16 protein-coding genes are annotated in these 20,710 nt (G+C 73.3%); 9 read left to right on the top strand and 7 right to left on the bottom strand.

Features of this window, described 5'->3' with window-relative positions; translation table 11 throughout:
- Positions 1-240 precede the first annotated feature (240 nt).
- A complete protein-coding gene (gene serC, locus BMW99_RS00700; protein ID WP_069466123.1) occupies positions 241-1,359 on the top strand; it encodes a phosphoserine transaminase in 1,119 nt (372 codons plus the stop codon).
- A 303-nt stretch (positions 1,360-1,662) separates the two neighbouring features.
- Here the strand turns inward: serC and BMW99_RS00695 are convergent, their stop codons facing one another.
- Positions 1,663-2,685, bottom strand: a complete 1,023-nt coding sequence (locus BMW99_RS00695) for a hypothetical protein (protein WP_069466124.1) — start codon at positions 2,683-2,685, stop codon at positions 1,663-1,665.
- A 47-nt stretch (positions 2,686-2,732) separates the two neighbouring features.
- Between BMW99_RS00695 and BMW99_RS00690 the strand changes: the two genes are divergently transcribed.
- Together BMW99_RS00690 and BMW99_RS00685 are read left to right on the top strand one after the other, a co-directional pair.
- Entirely contained in the window at positions 2,733-3,413 is a 681-nt protein-coding gene (locus BMW99_RS00690) for a GDSL-type esterase/lipase family protein (RefSeq protein WP_069466127.1), read from the top strand.
- A 150-nt stretch (positions 3,414-3,563) separates the two neighbouring features.
- On the top strand, positions 3,564-4,559 hold the full coding sequence (locus tag BMW99_RS00685) for an aldo/keto reductase (protein WP_069466125.1): 996 nt from the start codon (positions 3,564-3,566) through the stop codon (positions 4,557-4,559).
- Between the two features lie 124 nt (positions 4,560-4,683).
- Here the strand turns inward: BMW99_RS00685 and thpR are convergent, their stop codons facing one another.
- From thpR to BMW99_RS00660, 4 genes are all read right to left on the bottom strand, one after another.
- Positions 4,684-5,397, bottom strand: a complete 714-nt coding sequence (gene thpR, locus BMW99_RS00680) for an RNA 2',3'-cyclic phosphodiesterase (RefSeq protein ID WP_075016044.1) — start codon at positions 5,395-5,397, stop codon at positions 4,684-4,686.
- Positions 5,394-6,893, bottom strand: a complete 1,500-nt coding sequence (locus tag BMW99_RS00675) for an MFS transporter (RefSeq protein WP_079175881.1) — start codon at positions 6,891-6,893, stop codon at positions 5,394-5,396. Before BMW99_RS00675 ends, thpR begins: the two co-directional genes overlap by 4 nt.
- Positions 6,894-6,987: 94 nt before the next feature.
- A complete protein-coding gene (locus BMW99_RS00670) occupies positions 6,988-7,365 on the bottom strand; it encodes a MarR family winged helix-turn-helix transcriptional regulator (protein ID WP_079138705.1) in 378 nt (125 codons plus the stop codon).
- Positions 7,366-7,781: 416 nt separating this feature from the next.
- Positions 7,782-9,236 carry an NCS2 family permease gene (locus BMW99_RS00660; protein ID WP_069465362.1) on the bottom strand — a complete coding sequence of 485 codons (1,455 nt, stop codon included), beginning with the start codon at positions 9,234-9,236 and terminating at the stop codon, positions 7,782-7,784.
- Positions 9,237-9,377: 141 nt separating this feature from the next.
- On the opposite strand from BMW99_RS00660, the gene BMW99_RS00655 reads away from it, so the two are divergent.
- Positions 9,378-9,659 (top strand): DUF2530 domain-containing protein, encoded by a 282-nt coding sequence (locus tag BMW99_RS00655; RefSeq protein ID WP_075016042.1) that lies wholly within the window; start codon positions 9,378-9,380, stop codon positions 9,657-9,659.
- A gap of 30 nt (positions 9,660-9,689) precedes the next feature.
- Positions 9,690-12,086 (top strand): HAD-IC family P-type ATPase, encoded by a 2,397-nt coding sequence (locus BMW99_RS00650; protein WP_069465360.1) that lies wholly within the window; start codon positions 9,690-9,692, stop codon positions 12,084-12,086.
- Between the two features lie 42 nt (positions 12,087-12,128).
- Here the strand turns inward: BMW99_RS00650 and BMW99_RS00645 are convergent, their stop codons facing one another.
- Both BMW99_RS00645 and BMW99_RS00640 read right to left on the bottom strand, forming a co-directional pair.
- The gene (locus tag BMW99_RS00645) at positions 12,129-15,383 is read right to left on the bottom strand and encodes a sacsin N-terminal ATP-binding-like domain-containing protein (RefSeq protein ID WP_075016041.1); all 3,255 of its coding nucleotides are present in this window, start codon (positions 15,381-15,383) and stop codon (positions 12,129-12,131) included.
- A 234-nt stretch (positions 15,384-15,617) separates the two neighbouring features.
- Complete coding sequence (locus BMW99_RS00640) at positions 15,618-16,634, bottom strand: DUF3027 domain-containing protein (RefSeq protein ID WP_075016040.1); 1,017 nt, start codon at positions 16,632-16,634, stop codon at positions 15,618-15,620.
- A 259-nt stretch (positions 16,635-16,893) separates the two neighbouring features.
- Between BMW99_RS00640 and BMW99_RS00635 the strand changes: the two genes are divergently transcribed.
- The 4 genes from BMW99_RS00635 to BMW99_RS00620 all read left to right on the top strand — a co-directional run bounded on the left by BMW99_RS00635 (position 16,894) and on the right by BMW99_RS00620 (position 20,614).
- Positions 16,894-18,276, top strand: coding sequence for an MFS transporter (locus BMW99_RS00635; protein WP_069466784.1), 1,383 nt, complete (start codon positions 16,894-16,896; stop codon positions 18,274-18,276).
- A 262-nt stretch (positions 18,277-18,538) separates the two neighbouring features.
- The gene (locus BMW99_RS00630; protein ID WP_069466783.1) at positions 18,539-19,030 is read left to right on the top strand and encodes a hypothetical protein; all 492 of its coding nucleotides are present in this window, start codon (positions 18,539-18,541) and stop codon (positions 19,028-19,030) included.
- Entirely contained in the window at positions 19,027-19,716 is a 690-nt protein-coding gene (locus BMW99_RS00625) for a futalosine hydrolase (protein WP_069466782.1), read from the top strand. Before BMW99_RS00630 ends, BMW99_RS00625 begins: the two co-directional genes overlap by 4 nt.
- Positions 19,709-20,614 carry a 1,4-dihydroxy-6-naphthoate synthase gene (locus tag BMW99_RS00620; RefSeq protein WP_069466781.1) on the top strand — a complete coding sequence of 302 codons (906 nt, stop codon included), beginning with the start codon at positions 19,709-19,711 and terminating at the stop codon, positions 20,612-20,614. The genes BMW99_RS00625 and BMW99_RS00620 overlap by 8 nt, the downstream gene beginning before the upstream one ends.
- Positions 20,615-20,710 lie beyond the last annotated feature (96 nt).

The following is a 20,710-nucleotide window of genomic DNA, read 5'->3' as shown; positions in this document are numbered from 1 at the left end:
GATGCGCGTCGCGGTCGCGCAAGGGGAACGTGTCCCGGGTGCCGTCTCGCGGGGGTGCCGTGGGCTGGGTGCCGTCTCGCGGGTGCCGACGGCCCAGGTGCGGGGTCGCAGCAGGGCGGCCCGCGGGCACGGCGGTCCGCCGTCAGGGCCGGCGGACCCCATCGGCGTAGGTTCGTGGTGGGGCGTCTCATCCGATGGAACGCCGTCCGCAACCGGCCGATTACGCACTACGCTGCGGGCGTGGCCGATATCCAGATCCCCGCTGACATCAAGCCCGCCGACGGACGGTTCGGGTCGGGCCCCTCCAAGGTGCGGACCGAGGCGCTCGACGCCCTGGCCGCCACAGGGACGTCGCTGCTCGGCACCTCCCACCGCCAGGCTCCGGTCAAGAACCTGGTGGGACAGGTCCGCGAGGGCGTGCGGCAGCTGTTCTCCCTGCCCGACGGCTACGAGGTGGTGCTCGGCAACGGCGGTTCCACCGCGTTCTGGGACATCGCCACCCACGGCCTGATCACCGCGAAGTCGCTGCACCTCTCGTTCGGCGAGTTCTCCTCGAAGTTCGCCAAGGCCGCGCAGATGGCGCCCTGGCTGGCGGACCCGACGGTCGTGAAGTCCGACCCGGGCACGCACCCCGAGCCGGTCGCCGAGGCGGGCGTCGACGTGTACGCCTTCACCCACAACGAGACGTCCACGGGTGTGGCCATGCCGCTGCGCCGCGTCGCGGGCGCCGACGAGGGCGCCCTGGTCCTGGTGGACGCCACCTCCGGTGCGGGCGGTCTGCCGGTCGACATCGCCGAGACCGACGTGTACTACTTCGCGCCCCAGAAGTCCTTCGCCGCCGACGGCGGCCTGTGGCTCGCGGCGTTCTCCCCCGCGGCTCTGGAGCGCGCCGCGCAGGTGGCCGCGTCCGGCCGCCACATCCCGGCGTTCTTCGACCTGCCGACCGCCATCGACAACTCGCAGAAGAACCAGACGTACAACACCCCCGCGCTGGCAACGCTGTTCCTGCTGAACGACCAGCTGGAGTGGATCAACGGCCAGGGTGGTCTGGACTGGGCGGTCAAGCGCACCGCCGACTCGTCGTCGCGGCTGTACGGCTGGGCGGAGAAGGCGTCGTACGCGGAGCCGTTCGTGTCCGACCCGGCGAAGCGTTCCCAGGTCGTCGGCACGATCGACTTCGAGGACGGGGTCGACGCCTCCGCCGTGGCCAAGGTGCTGCGGGCGAACGGCATCGTGGACACCGAGCCGTACCGCAAGCTGGGCCGCAACCAGCTGCGGGTCGCGATGTTCCCGGCGGTCGAGCCGTCGGACGTCGAGGCGCTCACCGCGTGCATCGACTACGTGATCGGCCAGCTCTGACCTCTCGCGCACAAGCGGTCCCCGCGGCCGGACCGCCCGCACCAGCGGTGCGGCCCGGCCGGACCCTGTGACCCGTTCACGACGGCGGGAGAGGGCCCGGGTCCGTGTCCCTGGCGCCCGCTCCCCCGCCGCGCACAGACCGGCGAGGCGTCGGCCGAGGTCTGCTCTACTGAGCCGAGCCCTCCCGCGCGCCTCGCCGCCGCACCCGCCCGTTCGGCCAAACCGCTCGGCCGGACGGGGACGATCCGAACGCCGGACCAGGGCGATCCCGAATTCCGGGCCTCTCCGTCCGGCCCGGGGCCGTCAATGCCGGCGGCGCCGCCTCAGCCCCTTGCTCGCGAGGTAGCCGAGCCCGCCGAAGGCGGCGAGGACCGCGATGCCGACGGCCTTCTTGCCCGCGTGCTTGGAACCGGTGTCCTTCGTCGCGCTCTCGGCGGGACCGCCCTGGGGCCGGCCGGACTCCGTGGTGGCAGGGGACGTGGCCACGTTGTCGGGGAGGGCCGCGCCGCTCAGCGGTGCCTTCCAGACCTGGCTGTTCCTGCCCTCGCTGGAGTACATCAGCGCGCGGCCGTCGGTGGTGAAGGTGACGCCCTCGCCCTGCGGCTGCATGGGGACGTCGAGGTCGTCGATCTTGCGCGGGGTGCCGTCCGTCCAGCGGTAGGCGGCAGACCAGAAGTAGCCGCGCAGCACCAGCCGGCTGCCGTCGGGGGAGAACGCGCCGTCGGTGACCCAGGGCACGTCGGCGACGGGGTGGAAGACGTTGACGCCGCTGGTGCTGAGCTTGGCGGGGCCGGCGTAAAGGTGGCCGCCTTTGTCGTTCTTGCTGGCGATGTAGACCCGCCCGGTCTTCGGGTGCACCATCAGGGCCTCGGCGTCGCGCGGGCCGTCGGAGTAGCGCACCGTGAAGCGGGTGACGTCGATGCTCTCGTCCTTCAGCTGCTTCGGCTCGGCGAAGCGGTAGATCCACACCTCGGGCCACTTGCCACCGAGGTTGTCACCGGTGTCGCCGAGGTACAGGTCGCCGTCGGGGCCGAGGGAGATCGCCTCCATGTCCCGGGCGGGGACGCCGCGCATGGTGATCCGGGCCAGGGTCTTGCCGGTGGCGGAGTCCACCGCGTACACGTACGGGCCGTCGCCGCTGTCGTTGTGGGTCCAGTACACCCCGGGGTGCAGGCGGCTGGCGGCCAGGCCGCTGGACTCGATGATCCGCGGATCGGTCATCCGGAACGCCACGGACGGGCCGCTGTCGGCCGCGGCGGGGACCGCCGCACCACAGGCCAGGGCGAGGGCGGCGCAGGCGGCGGCCACCGGCAGAGAAGGACGCATGCACCCCAGTGTCCATGGTGGCCGTTCCGTCGTGGATGATGCCCCGCATGCGCTACCTCTTCGTCGGTGACTCCATGACCGTCGGTTCCGCCGGCGACTACACCTGGCGCTACCGGATGTGGCAGCACCTGTGCGGTCTCGGGGAGCGGTTCTCCGTGGTCGGTCCGAGGGTGACGCTGTACGACAAGGCGCTCGACGACGCGGTGTCCGTGGACTACGCCGATCCGGGGTTCCCGCAGCACGCCCGCCGCCATCTGGCGGGGTGGGGCGAGGGATGGCTGCACATGGCGCCGCTGATCGCCGACGAGGTGCGCGAGCACCGCCCGGACGTGCTGCTGATCTCGCTCGGCCTGATCGACCTCGGCTTCTACACCAACGCCGAGCAGACCGCGGCGAACGTGGAGCGCTTCATCGCGCAGGCCCGGTCGGCGGGGCCGCGGCTGCGCATGGTGCTGCTGCCGGTGATAGCGAACACCCGCGCGGAGCTGGACCCGGGGTTCGCCGATGAGTGCGCGGAGCTCAACGAGCGGATGGCGAAGGCGGTCGTGGATCACGATTCCCCCGCGTCCCCGCTGCTGATGGCGTCCCGCCCGCAGGGCTGGGACATCCACCTCGACACGTACGACGGCACGCACCCCAACGAGTCCGGGGAGCACAAGCTGGCGGCGGCCTTCGCCGACGCGATGCACCAGGCGTGGGACCTCGGCGTGCCCTACGAGGCGGCCTGACCGGGGCCCGCGGGACGGGTTGCACAGAACGACCGAGCGGGACGGCCGAGCGGGACCGCCCGGCGGTCCCTTCCAGGACCCGCCCGGCCCGGTGGGATCGCTCACATCGGCTCTTGATTCGAGCGCGCTCGAAGAGCTTGGCTGGTGGGTATGGAATTCACGCAGCTCGGACGCACGGGGCTCAAGGTCAGCCGCCTGGTCCTGGGGACGATGAACTTCGGTCCGCAGACCGAGGAGGCGGACAGCCACGCGATCATGGACGCGGCCCAGGCCGCGGGCATCAACTACTTCGACACCGCGAACGTCTACGGCTGGGGCGAGAACAAGGGCCGTACCGAGGAGATCATCGGCAGCTGGTTCGCCCAAGGCGGCGGCCGCCGCGACAAGACGGTGCTGGCCACCAAGGTCTACGGCAACATGGCCGGCGAGGGCGAGGAGTGGCCGAACTACGACAAGCTGTCGGCGCTCAACATCCGCCGCGCGGTCGAGGCCAGCCTGAAGCGGCTCGGCACGGACCACATCGACGTGTACCAGTTCCACCACGTGGACCGGGCCACCCCGTGGGAGGAGATCTGGCAGGCGATCGACGTCCTGGTCCAGCAGGGCAAGATCCTCTACGCCGGTTCCAGCAACTTCGCCGGCTGGCACATCGCGCAGGCCAACGAGGCCGCGGCGCGGCGCGGTTCGCTCGGTCTGGTGAGCGAGCAGTGCCTGTACAACCTGATGGAGCGGCGGGCCGAGATGGAGGTCATCCCGGCGTCGCAGCACTACGGCCTGGGTGTCATCCCGTGGTCGCCGCTGCACGGTGGTGTGCTCGGCGGCGCGCTGCGCAAGCAGCGCGAGGGCGGCGGGGCCCGTTCGACGAGCGGGCGGTCGGCGGACACCCTGAAGTCCCAGGAGCAGCGCGACCAGGTCCAGGCGTACGAGGACCTGTGCGACAAGCACGGTCTGCAGCCCGGTGACGTCGGCCTGGCGTGGCTGCTGACCCGTCCCGGGGTGACCGGACCGATCGTCGGCCCGCGCACGCGGGAGCAGCTGGACTCGGCGCTGCGAGCGGTGGAGACCGAGCTGTCGGAGGAGTTCCTGGCGGCCCTGGACGAGATCTTCCCGGGTCCGGGCCCGTCCCCCGAGGCGTTCGCCTGGTAGGACGCGGTGCGGGCGTCGCCGCCGCGCGTCAGCGGACCGCGGCGGCGACGACCACCACGACGATCATCAGCACGAAGGCGGCGGTCATCACGCGGGTACGGGTCTTGGGGTCCACGCTTCGAGGTTAACCGGCCGCCGGAGGTGCTTCGTCTCCCGGGTGGCCCGGGTGGCCTGGCTCACCCGTCCCGTCCGGGTCGACGGATGCGCTGCCTCGGCCGGGCGGCTCGTCGCCCGCCGTGGCGCCTGCCGTGGGCCCGGTCGTGGGGCCGGCCGCGCCGAACGGGAAGCGCGCGACGGTCTCGTAGCGGGGCTGCTCCCCGCGGACGCCCGAGCGCGGCAGGAAGCTGGCGACCAGGCTGAGGTCGGCGGCGGTCCAGGGCGTCCCGCGGAAGGCGGCGAGGGCGTCGGCGTAGGGCCCCAGGTGGGCGGAGTGCCCGCGCGGGGTCCGGGCGAGGGTCAGGTGGGCGCGGAAGCCGTGCTCCTCGGCCGGTGGCGCCCCGGCGCGCCGGGCGGCGGCCCGCACAGAGTCGGCACAGTGCGACAGGCCCCGCAGGTCCCCTTCGGCTCCGGTCCACAGGGTGCGGTCGCCGAAGTGCCCGGCGCCGGCGAGCCTGAGCTCGAACGGGCCGTGGCGGCGGGCGGCCCTGGCGAGGCGCTCGTCGAGTCCGGGGCGGATCTCGTCGGGCACCTCGCCGAGGAAGGCGAGGGTGAAGTGCCAGCCCTCGGGTGCGGTCCAGCGGATCTCCGAGGCACCGGGCATGCGGCGCACCGGGCCCAGCGCCGCGGCCAGTTCCCCGGCCGCGGCGGGCGGCGGGACGAGCGCCGCGAACAGCCTCACGCCGCGGTCATCCTCGTGGCGCTCCTCTCGGAACCGTTCCCCGCACCGGCGCCCGCGTCACCACCGGTGATCGCGTCAGCACCGGTGATCGCGTCGGCACCGGCGCCTGTGCCCGCACTCGCGTCTGCCGCCGTCCCCAGCGGGCCGGCGGTGCCGGCGCCCGCGGCGATCAGGGCGCCGTCCCTGGGGACGAAGGCGACCAGTGGGCGGTCGCCGCCGCGTCGCAGACTGACCCGCAGGCGCAGGCCGCCCGCCCGGGCGAGGGCGAAGCCGACGGCCGCCGCGCCGGCGGCGGCGATCAGGCCGCCGGACAGGAAGCCGACCCGGGCGCCGTAGGTGTCGGTCACCCAGCCCATGATCGGGCCGCCGATCGGGGTGCCGCCCACGAACACCATCATGTACAGGCTCATGACGCGTCCGCGCATCACCGGGTCGGTGGCGAGCTGGACGCTGGCGTTCGCGGTGGTGTTGAAGGTCAGGCTGAAGACCCCGATCGGCACCAGCAGGGCCGCGAAGACCCAGAACTGCGGCGCGACCGCGGCGGCGGCCTCCAGGAGCCCGAAGACCAGGGCGGCGGCCACCAGCATGCGCAACCGGGTGCGGCTGCGGCGTGCGGCGAGCAGTGCGCCGATCAGGGAGCCCGCGGCCAGCAGGGTGTTGAGCAGGCCGTAGGTGCCGGCGCCGCTGTGGAACACCTTGCCGACGAAGGCGGAGAGCCAGATCGGGAAGTTGAAGCCGAAGGTGCCGATGAAGCCGACGAGGACGATCGGCCAGATCAGTTCGGGCTTGCCCGCCACGTAGCGCAGGCCCTCGCGCAGCTGGCCCTTGCCGCGGGGGACCCGCTCGATCTTGTGCAGCTCGGACGTCCGCATGAGCAGCAGGCCGGTGAGCGGCGCGAGGAAGGACAGGCCGTTGATCAGGAAGGCCCAGCCGCTGCCCACGGCGGTGATCAGCACACCGGCGACGGCGGGACCGACGAGCCGGGCGGCCTGGAAGTTCGCCGAGTTCAGGGAGACGGCGTTGCGGACCTGGGAGGGCCCGACCATCTCCATGACGAAGGTCTGCCGGGTGGGGTTGTCGACGACGGTGACCACACCGAGCAGGAAGGCGATGGTGTAGACGTGCCACACCTGGACGACGCCGCTGAGGGTGAGGGCGGCCAGGGTCAGGCCGAGGACGCCGAGGGCGGCCTGGGTGCCCAGCAGGGTCCGGCGCTTGGGGTAGCGGTCCGCGAGGACGCCCCCGTAGAGGCCGAACAGCAGCATCGGCAGGAACTGCAGTGCCGTGGTGATGCCGACGGCGAAGGACGAGCCGGTGATGCTGAGCACCAGCCAGTCCTGGGCGATCCGCGACATCCAGGTGCCGGTGTTGGAGACCACGGCACCGGTCGCGAAGAGCCGGTAGTTGCGGATCCTGAGCGAGCTGAAGGTGCCCGTCTTCGTTTCCGCGGGACGGTCAGGTTCGGTTGCGGTGTGTTGTCCGGCTGCCGAACTCAATCGGAACTCGCCTCCCCTTCGTCGGGTGGATCGGGTACGTCGCTGCCGCAGCGCGAGACCGCCGCCCGGAGGGCGGCGGAGCGGGGACGGCGGGTCACAGGTGAGCCAGCTTCTCGAGGACGGGTGCGGCCTCGCGCAGGACGGCGCGCTCCTCGTCGGTGAGTCCTTCCGCGAGCTGGGCGAGCCAGGCGTTGCGCTTGACGCGGCTCTCGGCGAGCATCGCGTCGGCCTGCTCGGTGCGGCTGACGACGACCTGGCGGCGGTCCTCGGGGTGGGGTTCCCGGTGGACCAGGCCCTTGGCCTCCAGCATGGCGACGATGCGGGTCATGGACGGGGGCTGGACGTGCTCCTTGCGGGCCAGCTCCCCGGGCGTGGCGGACCCGCAGCGGGCCAGCGTGGCCAGCACGGCCATCTCGGTCGGGCTGAGCGACTCGTCGACGCGCTGGTGGCGCAGACGTCGCGACAGCCTCATCACGGCGCCGCGCAGCTCACTGACGGCCGCACGGTCGTCCTCGGACAGTTCACTCACGTTCGTTAGCTTAGCTCATTACCTAGTCTAAGTACACTTGAGCCGAGCCAAGCGAACCCAAGCGGCCGCGCATTGAACCATCCGATGGCCAGATCTCACCCATACGGGTGAGATAGCGACGGAAAGTGACGCGGCTGGCCACCCGATCCGGGGACCGTTGGACGCATGGCATCGAGAGTGCTCAGCCTCCGTATAGACGGAGACCTGTGGGACCGGATCCGCGCTCACGCAGCAAAACGCGGAATGAGCGCCCAGGACTATGTGGTCCGGACGCTCATTCGCGACGACTTCGACGAGCGGTTCAAGACAGCCGTCGAGGAGACTGACCGCTTCTACGGTCAGAGGGACACGCCAGGGGCTCAGACCAGGCCGAGCGCCGGCATCAGGTAGTAGAAGGCGAACACCGCGCCGACCACGTAGAGGGCCACGGGCACCTCGCGCCACCGGCCGGCGGCGACGCGCAGCAGGCAGAAGGTCAGGAAGCCGATGCCGATGCCGTTGGTGATGGAGTACGTGAACGGCATCAGGACCATGGTCAGGAACGCCGGCACCGCGATGGTGTAGTCGCTCCAGTCGATCTCCCGGATCGAGCCGGACAGGATCAGGAAGCCGACCGCCACCAGGGCGGGGGTCGCGGCCTGCGCCGGCACCATGGTCGCCAGCGGCGTGAGGAACAGTGCGAGCACGAACATCAGGCCGGTGACGACGCTGGCGAGGCCGGTCCTGGCGCCCTCGCCGACGCCGGCGGTGGACTCCACGAAGCAGGTGTTGGCCGAGGAGGACGTCGCGCCGCCGGCGGCGGTGGCGATGCCGTCGATCATCAGCACCTTGTTCATCCCGGGCAGGTCGCCCTTCTTGTCGAGCAGGCCGGCCTCGTCGCTGACGCCGAGGATCGTGCCCATCGCGTCGAAGAAGCACGACAGCAGGACGGTGAAGACGAACAGGATGCCGGTGAGGATGCCGACCTGGTGGAAGCCGCCGAACAGGCTCACCTTGCCGACCAGCCCGAAGTCCGGGGAGGACACCGGGTTGCCGGGCCACTTGGGCACGGTCAGGCCCCACTGCGCGGCGGGGATGCTGGCGGCGGCGTCGATGATGACGGCCAGCACGGTCATGCTGACGATCGAGATCAGGATGGCGCCCGACACCTTGCGGATGATCAGGCCCAGGGTGAGCAGCGTGCCGAGGATGAAGATCAGCACGGGCCAGCCCGTGAGGTGACCGCCGGTGCCGAGCTGGAGCGGCACGGTGGTGTGCGCGGCGTCCGGGATACGACTGACGAACCCGGAGTCGACCAGGCCGATCAGCATGATGAACAGGCCGATGCCGATGGCGATGCCCTTGCGCAGGCCGAGCGGCACGGCGCTCATCACGCGCTCCCGCAGGCCGGTGGCGACCAGGATCATGATCGCGAAGCCGGCGAGGACGACCATGCCCATCGCGTCGGGCCAGCTCATCTTGGGAGCCAGCTGGAGGGCGACCACCGTGTTGACGCCGAGGCCGGCGGCCAGCGCGACCGGGACGTTGCCGATCACGCCCATGAGCAGCGTGGTGAAGGCGGCGGTGATCGCGGTGGCGGTGACCAGCTGGCCGCTGTCGAGGTGGTGCCCGAACTTGTCCACCGCGGACCCGAGGATGATCGGGTTCAGCACGATGATGTAGGCCATGGCGAAGAAGGTCGCGAGACCACCCCGGATCTCGCGCGGGATCGAGGAGCCGCGTTCGGAGATACGGAAGTAGCGGTCCAGGCCGGAGACGGGCGGACGGCCGGTGGGCGTGCGCGCGTCGACCGGAGCGGGGGCCGAGGTGGACATGTGGGTCCTTCACGGGGTCGGTTCTCGCCAGCCTTGGGCGATCGTACGAATGATTTAAGTCAACGAGTGACTGTTTCAGTATGAACAAACAACAAACCAAACGCTATCTTCGCGCGTAGACCCTTGCGGCCACGGCATACGATGAGCCTCATGAGCAAGGAGCGGGGACCCCTGCGCGAGGCGCCAGAGCCGCTGGAGGCCAACGACGTCGCCACCGTCGTCGTCGGCACGACCATCTGGTTCGTGCTCTTCCTGGTGCAGCTCCCCTTCTACGGCTGGTACTCCGACCACGGCCACACCTGGTGGATCTGGACCTGCCTGGCCGGCGGGTGCCTGGGGCTGGTGGGCCTGAAGTACGTGCGGGCCCGCCGTGACGCGATCCAGCGGGCCCGGGCCGCCGCCCAGGACGGGCACAACGGGTAGAAGCGCCACACGCCACGTACCGTCGGAGCCATGACGGAACGCGCCGGCACCGACATCGTCACCGCCCGCAACCCCGGGCTCAGCTCCGACGAGGTCGCGCGACGCGTGGAGCGCGGTGAGGTCAACGACGTCCCGCTGCGGTCGTCCCGCTCCACCGCCGAGATCGTCCGGGCGAACGTCTTCACCCGGTTCAACGCGATCATCGGCGTGCTCTTCCTGATCATCCTGGTGGTGGGGCCCATCCAGGACGGCCTGTTCGGCTTCGTGATCATCGCCAACACGGCGATCGGCATCGTTCAGGAGATGCGGGCCAAGCGGACCCTGGACAGCCTGGCGGTCATCGGCGAGGCCAGACCGACGGTCCGCAGGGACGGCGCGGCCGTCGAGATCCCCACCTCCGGCATCGTGCTCGGCGAGCTGATCGAGCTCGGGCCGGGCGACAAGGTCGTGGTCGACGGCGACGTCGCCGAGGCCGACAACCTGGAGATCGACGAGTCGCTGCTGACGGGCGAGCCGGACCCGGTGGTGAAACGGCCCGGGGAGCAGGTGATGTCGGGCAGCTTCGTGGTGGCCGGCGGGGGCGCGTTCACCGCCACCAAGGTGGGCCGGCAGGCGTACGCGGCGCAGCTCGCGGAGGAGGCGTCGCGCTTCACCCTGGTCAACTCCGAGCTGCGCAACGGCATCAGCCAGATCCTCAAGTACGTGACGTGGATGATGGTGCCGACCGCGGTGGGCCTGATCATCAGCCAGTTCACGGTGGAGAGCCACGACGCGCGCGAGGCGGTGCGCCGGACCGTCGGCGGGATCGTGCCGATGGTGCCCGAGGGCCTGGTGCTGCTGACGTCGGTGGCGTTCGCGATCGGCGTGGTCCGGCTGGGCCGCAAGCAGTGCCTCGTCCAGGAACTGCCGGCGATCGAGGGCCTGGCCCGGGTGGACACGGTGTGCCTCGACAAGACGGGCACCCTCACCGAAGGCGGCATGGACGTCCGCGCCCTGCACCTGCTCGACGGCGCGGAACAGCCCTACGTGGCGCAGGTGCTGGCCGCGCTCGGCGCCGCCGACCCCCATCCCAACGCCAGCCTCCAGGCGATCATCGACGCGTACCCGGGTTCGGGGGCGGACGGCTGGCACCGCACGGACACCCTCGCGTTCAGCTCGGCCCGCAAGTACTCCGGAGCCGCGCTGACCGCACCGGACGGCACCGCGAGCGCGTGGCTCCTGGGCGCGCCCGACGTCCTGCTGCCGGCCGGGCACGCCGCGCTGGCCGACGTGGACCGCCTCAACGACCAGGGCCTGCGGGTGCTGCTGCTGGCCCGCACCGGACGGGACCTGGACGACCCGCGGGCCGCCTCGGACGTCCGGCCGCGGGCCCTGGTCGTGCTGGAGCAGCGCCTGCGGCCCGACGCCGGTGACACCCTGCGGTACTTCGCCGACCAGGGCGTGCACGCCAAGGTGATCTCCGGGGACAACGCCGTGTCGGTCGGCGCGGTCGCCGGCACGCTGGGGCTGCCCGGCGCGGACCGGCCGGTGGACGCCCGGCATCTGCCCGCCGACCGGGACGCGATGGCCCGGGTGCTGGAGGACGGCTCGGTCTTCGGGCGGGTGACCCCGCAGCAGAAGCGGGACATGGTGGGTGCGCTGCAGTCCCGCGGCCACAACGTGGCGATGACCGGCGACGGCGTCAACGACGTCCTGGCGCTCAAGGACGCGGACATCGGCGTCTCGATGGGCTCGGGTTCCGAGGCGACGCGGGCGGTGGCGCAGATCGTGCTGCTGAACAACAGCTTCGCGACGCTCCCCTCGGTGGTGGCCGAGGGCCGCCGGGTGATCGGCAACATCACCCGGGTCGCGACGCTGTTCCTCACCAAGACCGTGTACTCGGTGCTGCTGGCCCTGCTGGTGGTGTTCTGGCAGATCCCGTACCCGTTCCTGCCGCGGCACCTGACGCTGCTGTCGACCCTGACGATCGGCGTGCCGGCCTTCTTCCTCGCGCTCGCGCCCAACAAGGAGCGGGCCAGGCCGCACTTCGTGAAGCGGGTGATGCGCTACTCCACGCCCGCCGGGATCATCTGCGGTCTGGCGGCCTTCCTCGCGTACCTGCTGGCGCGGCACGCGTACACCGGCTCGGGCTCGCTGGACGCGGAGACCAGCGCCGCCACGCTGACGCTGTTCCTGATGGAGATATGGGTGCTGGCGATCGTGGCCCGGCCCTACACCTGGTGGCGGGTGGTCCTGGTGCTCGGGATGGTGGTGGCTTTCCTGATCGTGCTGGTCACACCGTCGCTGCAGACGTTCTTCGCGCTGCGGCTGGTCGGGACCTCGGTGCCGTGGGCGTGCGTGGCGATCGCGGCGGTGGGCGGGGTGGTCCTGGAGGTCTCCTGGGCGTGGGTACGCCGCCGCGAGGACCGCGCTCTCGCGACGGCCTGAGCCCCGGCGACGCCTGGTCCCGGGCGGCGCTCCCGCCGCGGGTCAGTCGAACCAGCGGGCCTCGGCGAGCTCGCCGGTGCGCGTCGGGTCCTCCAGCAGCGCGGCCAGCTCGAACCTGCGCTGCCAGTGGCCGGTGGCCCAGGCGAGCCCGGCGGCGACGCCCTCCACGGTGGAGGCGTGCAGCACGCCGTCGACGTAGCGCCAGTCGACCTCGACGTCGCCGGTGACGAGCAGTTCCTCGTGCTCGACATACGTGGTGGGCGCGCCCGGCACCAGGTCGTGGACGGCGGGCAGGACGTCGTGCGGCTCGCCCTCGGAGAGCACCCGCGCCTCGACCGCCTCGCTGAGCCGCCGCACCTGGAACAGCTCGGCCAACTCCCCCGCCAGCCGCGGCGGCACGGGCAGCAGCGCACGGCCGGCGGCCAGCGGCAGCAGGTCGGGGGCGTCGGCGACCAGCGCGTCGGCGGCGTCCACGACGACCGGTTCGCCGTCGACGACGGCCCGCACCTCGTCGGGCAGCGTGACCTGTTCGGGGTCGAGTTCGGCCAGCGCCGCGTACAGGCTGTGGAGCTGGGCCGGGGTCACGCCACGGTCCGGGTCGGCGAGGCGGCCCAGGAGTTCGGCGGCACCGCCGGGTTCGGAGAGCAGCGCGGCGACCGTGGTGCGCACCCCGAGCGCCCGCAGGACCTGATCGTCGACGTCGGTGTCGGTCTCGGCCTCGTCGTAGAGCCCGGCGAGCAGCCGGTCGCCGCCGGCCGTGCGCAGGCCCACGGGGTGGCGCCCGTCGAGCACGGGGTGGTCGCGCAGCCACCAGGCGGCGTACGGCCGCACGGACTCGGTGGTGCCGTCGGGCAGCAGGACCCGCACCGGGGCGGTGACCGCCTCGCGCAGCGGCGGCCGGGAGAGCAGCGCCAGGGCCTGCGGCCAGGCGTCGTCGTCGACGAGGTCGAGGTCCCGCACGCCCACCACCTCGGTGGCGACGGGCGGCACGTCGGTGTCCGGGAGCTGGTCGAGGACGTCCTCGCACCACACGTCGACCGCGTCGAGCAGGCCGACGTCGTCGGGCTCGGCCCAGTCGCTGTCGCGGGGGTCGAGGTCGTCGGGGTCGAGGACGACGTCCTCGGCACGCACCAGGGCGAACGTGGCGAGCACGCCCACGGCGGTCAGGGCCTGTTCGCCCCAGCGGTCGGCGAGATCGGCGTCCACGGCGGCGAGTTCGCCCTCGCGGAGCACCGACTCCAGCTCACTGCCGGGGAGCACCAGCTCGCCGGCGGGGGCGAGTTCGCCGTCCTCGTCGGGCAGGGCGAGGGCGGACAGCCACGGCTCGTCGCCCGGCGCGAGGCCGGCGGCGCGCACCAGGCCCAGCACGGCCTCGGCCAACTCCTCGGCGTCCAGACCGGGTTCCTCGTCCCAGCCGGGGCGGTCGCCGTCCAGGGAGGCGGCGACGGCGGCCCGCACCTGCGGCGAGGTGAGGATGGCCCGGGGCGTGGCGGGCAGCGCGCCCAGCTTCTCCAGCAGCGGGTGCGCGGCGTCGGCGTGGGCGACGCGCAGGCCGAGCCGGGACAGCAGCGCGGCGTCGACGGACTCCTCGCCGTCGGCGCCGGGCAGCGGCATCAGGATCTGGCGCGGGCCGACGGCGGTGCGGCCGTCGGCGAGCGGCACGGGCAGGCCGCTGAGCACGTCGGCGTCGGTGCCGGCGAGGGCGTCGTAGAGCCGGTACCACCATCCGGCGGGGCGCTCGGTGCCGGACAGCCGGTCGACGGCCTCGGCGAGCGAGAGCCGGGCGACGCCCAACTGACGTAGGGCGGGGCGCCGTTCGAGCGTCGAGGGGACGAGGGTGGGCAGCACCTCGGCGAGCACCCGGACGGCCTCGGCCGTGGCGCCCTCGACCACTTCGGCGTCGACCGGGCGCAGCGCGTGCGCCTCCCCGGCGAGCGGCCCGTCGGCGTCGTCCTCGGCGGCACCGTCACCGCGCTCGACACGGTCGCTCTCGACAAGGCCGCCGCCCCGAGGGGACGGCGCGGCCGGCACCTCCGCCGCGCGCGGCAGGAACGGGGTGCGGGGCAGCGCGGCCAGGATGCGGCGGCGGAGCTCGGCGTCCAGTTCGCCGGTGCCCAGCGGGCCGGGCACCAGGTCGACGACACCGGTCCCGACCGGCCGCCACCCGTCCATCAGCCGCACGTAGGCCTCGGCGGCGCGGGCCATCAGGAAGTCGGTGAGCGGGCCGGGCGCGGCGTGCCGGCGGCTGGGGTCGAGCGGGAAGCTGGCGAGCAGCAGGGCGGGCAGGCCGAGCGGTTCGTCGGTGGGCGTCGGGGCGTGCACGACGGACGCGGTGCCGGGCGCGGCCGGGGCACCCTCGTCGTCGACGGGAACGGCCCAGGTGACCGACCAGACCGGGCGGAGCCGCTCCTCCACGGGCCGGTCGGCGAGGAGTTCGGGGTCCAGCGACCCGGCGGCGGCGTCGACGCGCCAGCGGGTGGGGGCGGTTCGGGCCGAGTCCTCGATCAGCACGTCGCCGCCGTCGAGTTGACGACGCGTCATCGTCCGTACCCCGGAGGGGGTTTCGACGACCACTTCGGACAGGGCCGGCAGGGCGAGCAGCAACGCGTCGTCCACGCCCGCGAGAAGACGGCTCGTCAGATCTTCGGCGGAGCCGTCGCGCAGCGGCAGGACCACGGCGGTGTCGTACGTCTCGGGCGCGCTGCCCTCGGCGGGGAACGGCAGTCGCAGCAGCGGGACATGGCCGTCCCGGCGCCGCAACTCGTCGCTGAGGTCCGGGAGGTGCGCGGCCAGGTCGCGGGCCTCGGCGAGCGACCAGCGGACGCCGCCGGTGCGGCTGACGATGGCCGGCTCGTCGCTGACCGCGAGCACCGCGGCGAAGCCGACACCGAAGCGGCCGACGGCACCGGGGCCGTCGTCACGCTTGGCGGAGGCGCGCAGCGTGGACAGGGACTCGACGGCGGCCGCGTCGAGAGCGGCGCCGGTGTTGGCCGCGGCGAGGAGCGCGGGAGCGCCGTCCTCGGCCTCGTGGAGGGTCAGCCGGAGCCGGCCGGGGACGCCGGCGCGGACGGCCGCGTCGGCGGCGTTCTGGGCCAGCTCGACGACCAGGCGGTCGCGGTAGCCGCCGAGGGCCAGGTCCTCCTCGGCGTTGGCGTCCTCACGGAACCGGGCGGCGGAGGAGGTCCACGCGGTGAGGACCGCCCGGCGCAGGGTCGCGGTGCGGAAGGGGTCGGGGTGGCCTTCCGGGGCCGTTCGGATCACTCCTGCGCGGGTCAACGTACGGCCCTTCCGTCCCATGGTCTCGGCCCGTGCGGGCCCTGCACGGTGACCGTACCGCCATCCGGCCGTCACCCGCGCGGCGGGCGCCGGCTCGCCGGAAGCCGCACTGTATGCCGTGGACGTCAGCGCGGTGCCGGTCCCGCCCGCGGAGCACTCGTACGGGTGACGCCGGGCTGCGCGGACCTGGCGGCCCGTTCCGGGCCTGGGCCGGGCCGCTCCCGGGCCGCTCCGGGCGGGGCACCCCCGCCGCCGTCAGCCGTGGCCGAGGTCGTCCTCCGAGGGCTCGCCGTCCTCGACCGAGGAGTGGCGGTCGGGGTGCAGCGGCAGCGGATCGGTGTCGTGGAGGTCGTCGAGGACCATCGGGGCCGGCTGCGGGGTCTTGGGCATCACGGCCGCCTCGGAGTGGGCGCCGCAGCCGTAGCCGAGCGAGACCAGGTGGCCGTCGGCCGGGGCGAACTCGTTCGCGCACACCCCGAAGGCCTGGCTGAGGGACCCGGCGATCGGCACCAGGAAGCCGCAGCTCGCGCAGTTCGCGGGGGCCGCCTGCGCCATGGGCGTCTTCGGCCCGAACTGCTCCTCCCAGCGATCGGCCGCGCTGTGCAGCCCGTACCGGGACAGCACCCGCTGCCGGCCGAGGCCGAGCTGCTGGGCGACGGCGCCGATGGTGGACAGGCTCGGCCCGGACACGATGACCTCGGCGACCGCGTCGGCGCCCCCGTCACCTCCGGCAGCCCGCCCGGCCGCTTCCGCCACCGTCTCGCCGGCCTGGACCGCCTCGACCGCCACCGCGGCGGCGCCGGCCGTCCCCGCCGTTTCGGCCGCGCCCGTTCCGGTGGTCCCGTCCGCCCCAGCGGCCTCACCGGCCACGTCGGCGTCCTCGGGCTCCTCGGGACCACCCGTCCAGCCGGGTTCGAGCCGCAGGTCGTCGGACTCGGTCGGCAGCAGGTCGCCGGGGCCCAGGTCACCGGGACGGAGCCGCTCGCTCCACGGCACCCACTCGGGCGCGAGCACCGCGTCGGGGCCGGGCAGCAGCACCGTCTCGTCAATGGTGACGACCTTGGCGCGGGAGGCGCGCGCGAGGGTGGTGGCCCAGCGCCAGCCCCGGTAGGCGGGCTCGCGGCAGGCGAACAGATGCGTCACGACGCGGTCGCCCTCCGCGACGACGCCGAGGTGCTCGCCCACGGAGTCGCGCCCCGCGGCTTCCTCGGTGACAGCGAACGCGACGTCCACCGCCTCGGCGCACAGGCGGTCAGGGGTGCGGCTTCGCATCGCAGGGCTCACAGAAATCGTTTCTCTTTCTACGCCGTCTCACGTGTGCGCTCTCGGGCGGGCCGACCGGACACGGGGAGCGGCGGCGGAGCGGACCTGTGGACCGCGTCAACGCCTTGGTTCCCCGAACTTTCCGGTCTGCCCGAACGTCCTCGGGCGCACCTGTTGCCACCATTCTGCGCGATCGCACGCTACCGGTGTGCACAACGACCGCAAAGGAGGGGGTGCGCGAACTTCCATTTGGGGCAGGATTGCGAACGTGGCACGAACTGTGACATCGGGTCCTGGACCCGTGCGCAAGGCCGGACGCACCCTTGCCAGCGGGGTGGGGCGCTCCGGCGGTGCCGTCGTGCGCAGGGTCCGGCGTTCCACCCACTCCGGCGGCGCGGGCGAGTCGGGCCTGGCGAAACTGATCGAACTGCACGCGGTGAACTCCGCGGGCGACATGATGGTGACCATCGCGCTGGCGAGCACGGTGTTCTTCTCGGTGCCGACCGGTGAGGCGCGGGGCCGGGTGGCCCTGTACCTGCTGATCACGATGGCGCCGTTCGCGATCCTCGCGCCGGTCGTCGGCCCGCTGCTCGACCGCGCGGGGCACGGCCGCCGCGTGGCGATGGCCGCGTCGATGATGGCCCGCGCGGTGCTGGCCTGGACGATGGCCGGGGTCGTGTCGACGGCCGGCCTGGGCCTGTATCCGGCGGCTCTGGGGGTGCTGGTCGCCTCGAAGGCCTACGGGGTGCTCCGCAGTGCGGTGGTGCCGCGGCTGCTACCGGGCCGCACGACGCTGGTGAAGGCGAACTCGCGGGTCACCCTGGCCGGCCTGCTGTCGACCGCGGTGGCGGCGCCGGTCGGCGCCGGGCTGCATGCCATCGGCCCGCCCTGGCCGCTGTACGGCGCGTTCGTGATCTATCTGGCGGGCGCCCTCCTGTCGATGTCGCTGGATCCGAAGGTGGACTCGTCGCGCGGCGAGAACCGGGCGCGGCTGTCGGCCGACGAGGAGGCGTCGCCGGAGCCCGCGGGCATCCCGGGCAAGAAGCCCGGTCTGCTGGGCGTCGGCTCCTCGGTGCTGCACGCGCTGCAGGGCAACGCGGGGCTGCGCGCCCTGTCGGGCTTCCTGACGATGTTCCTGGCGTTCATGTTGCGCGAGCACCCGCTCGGAGGGCTGACCCCTGCCCTGTCACTGGGCGTGGCCGTCGTGGCGGCGGGTGTCGGCAACGCGCTCGGCACCGCCCTGGGCTCGTTCCTGAAGGCCCGCGGGCCCGAGGTGATCATCGCGACGATGCTGGTGTTCGCGCTGGCGACCGCCACGGTCGCGGCGAGCTGGTTCGGCCTGTTCACGGTGGCGGCGGTGACGGCGGTGGCCGGTATCTCGCAGGCGTTGTCGAAGCTTTCGCTGGACGCCCTGATCCAGCGGGACGTGCCGGAGGAGGTCCGCACCTCCGCCTTCGCCCGCTCGGAGACGACGCTGCAGCTGTCGTGGGTGATCGGCGGCGGCATCGGCATAGTCCTGCCGCTCAACGGTTCGCTCGGCATGGCGGTGGCCGCCGGCCTGGTGCTGCTGGCGTTCTCGGTGTCGATACGCGGGCTGCTGGGCGCGGCCCGGCGCGGTGGCGGCGGGACGGCCCGCGCCCGCGTCGCCTGAGGCTTCCGGGGCGGCAGCACTCCAGGGCCGCGGTCCCAGGGCCGCGGTCCCGGGCCCGCGCCGCGCGGGCCCCGCGCCGGCTCCGACCCCCGTTCCGGCCCGGGCTCCGGACCACGTTCCGGGCCGGAGGGCCCGCACGCGGCGCGCGTCCGGCGCGCGGCCGGACCGCCCCGGCCGGGCGTCGCGCCGGTGCCCGCGGGCCCGCGGGACACGGGCGCACCCCCGCGCAGACCTGGAGCAACCGCCCGGTAGCCTCACCCCCATGAGCATTCGCCGCGCTGCCACCACCGTTGGTGCCATCTCCCTCGGGCTGGTCGCCCTCACCGCCTGCGACAAGCCCACCCCGCTGGCGACGGTGACCGTGGGCACCAAGTCGGTGACCGCCGAAGCCGTCGACAAGTGCTACGCCAACGGCAAGAAGCTGCCGTCGACGATCTTCCAGGCGTGCCTGAGCGCCGAGCCCAAGCACCACATCACCGTGGGCCTGGGCGACACGGTGCGCGTGGGCGTGGAGCCGAAGATCGCGAAGAAGGGCTGGCTGCTGGCCTCCGGCACCCAGCTGCTCACCCCGGAGCCGCTGACCAACAAGACCTACTGGACGCTGGACTCCTCCACGCTGTTCACGCAGCAGGACCCGACCACCGGCCAGACCACGCAGGTCGACTCGGTGACCCTCAACATCGTCGAGTCCGCCGACACCACCGGCGCCGAGACCTACGGCGTGTGGAAGATCAAGCTGATCAAGTCCAAGTGACGGGATCCGGCCGCCTCCTGGTGGTGACCGCGGTGGCCGCGGAGCGCGACGCGGTCCTCGCGGGCCTCGCGCGCGGCCGCTCCGCGGGCGCCCAGGCGGCCGTGGACGTCGTCGCCGGGGGCGTGGGCCCCGCGGCCGCCGCCGCGGCGACGGCGACCGCCCTGGCCCGCGCGCAGGCCGCCGGAACCCCGTACGCGCTCGTCGTCTCCGCGGGCATCGCCGGCGGGTTCGCCCCGGCCGCCCCGGTGGGTTCCCTGGCCGTCGCCGACGCGATCGTGGCGGCCGACCTCGGGGCCGAGACGAGCGCGGGCTTCACCCCGGTGGCCGAACTCGGCTTCGGCACTTCCGAGCACCGCCCGCCCGCGGCTCTGTCCCGGCGCCTGGCGGACGTCCTGGGCGCGTCCTACGGCCCGGTGCTGACCGTCTCCACGGTCACCGGCACGGCCGAGCGCGCCGGCACTCTGATGCGGCGTCACCCCGCGGCCGTGGCCGAGGCGATGGAGGGCTTCGGCGTGGCGGAGGCCGCGGCCGCCGCGGGCCTGCCCGTCCTGGAGATCCGGGCGGTGTCGAACGCGGTGGGCCCCCGGGACCGCGCGGCCTGGCGCATCGGTGACGCGCTGGCGGCGCTCACAGCGGCCTTCGGGAAGCTCCCGGCGGCATTGGAGGTTGACCCGGAACATGACTGACGACGCGAACGGCGGCACTCCCGGCGGCAGGACCGGCAGCAGCGGCGGCACGGGCGGCGGCTCCGCCCTGCGGATCGCCTACTCCCCCTGCCCCAACGACACGTTCGTCTTCCACGCATGGGCGCACGGCCAGGTGCCGGGCGCACCGCCGCTGGACGTCACGTTCGCCGACATCGACATCACCAACGGGATGGCCGAGCGCGGCGAGGGCGACGTGCTGAAGGTGTCCTACGCGGTGCTGCCCTGGGTGCTGGACGAGTACACCCTGCTGCCCTGCGGGGGTGCGCTGGGCCGCGGCTGCGGGCCGCTGGTGCTCACCCGCGAGCCGGGGGCGGACCTGGCGGGGAAGACCGTCGCGGTGCCCAGCGAGCGCTCCACGGCGTACCTGCTGTTCCGCCTGTGGGCGGCGGCCGAGGTGCCGGGCGGTGTCGGCGAGGTCGTCGTGATGCCGTTCCACGAGATCATGCCCGCGGTGCGGGACGGCCGGGTGGACGCCGGACTCGTCATCCACGAGGCCCGCTTCACGTACCGGAACTACGGCCTGCACAAGCTCGCGGACATGGGCGAGCACTGGGAGGCCACCACGGGGCTGCCGATCCCGCTGGGCGCGATCATCGCCCGGCGGTCGCTGGGCAAGGAGCGGCTGCAGGAACTGGCCGCCGCCGCCCGCGACTCGGTGCGCCGGGCCTGGGACGACCCGCGGGCGTCCCGCGCGTACGTGCTGGCGCACTCCCAGGAGATGGACCCGGCGGTCGCCGACCAGCACATCGCGCTGTACGTCAACGAGTTCACGGCCGATCTCGGCGAGGACGGCTACGCGGCGGTCCGCGGGCTGCTGACGCGCGCCGCGGAGCAGGGCCTGGTACCGCCGCTCGCCGAGGACGCACTGGCCTTCTGAGGCCCTCTGAGGCCCCCTGAGCCGTACCCGGGCACGGCTCAGCCGGAAGGGCGCGACCGGGCCGGTGCTCCGGCCGGAAAACGCCCCGGGAAATGC

This window comes from Actinacidiphila rubida (assembly GCF_900110255.1).
Lineage (GTDB): Bacteria > Actinomycetota > Actinomycetes > Streptomycetales > Streptomycetaceae > Actinacidiphila > Actinacidiphila rubida.
This window is presented reverse-complemented; position numbering and strand designations above follow the sequence as displayed.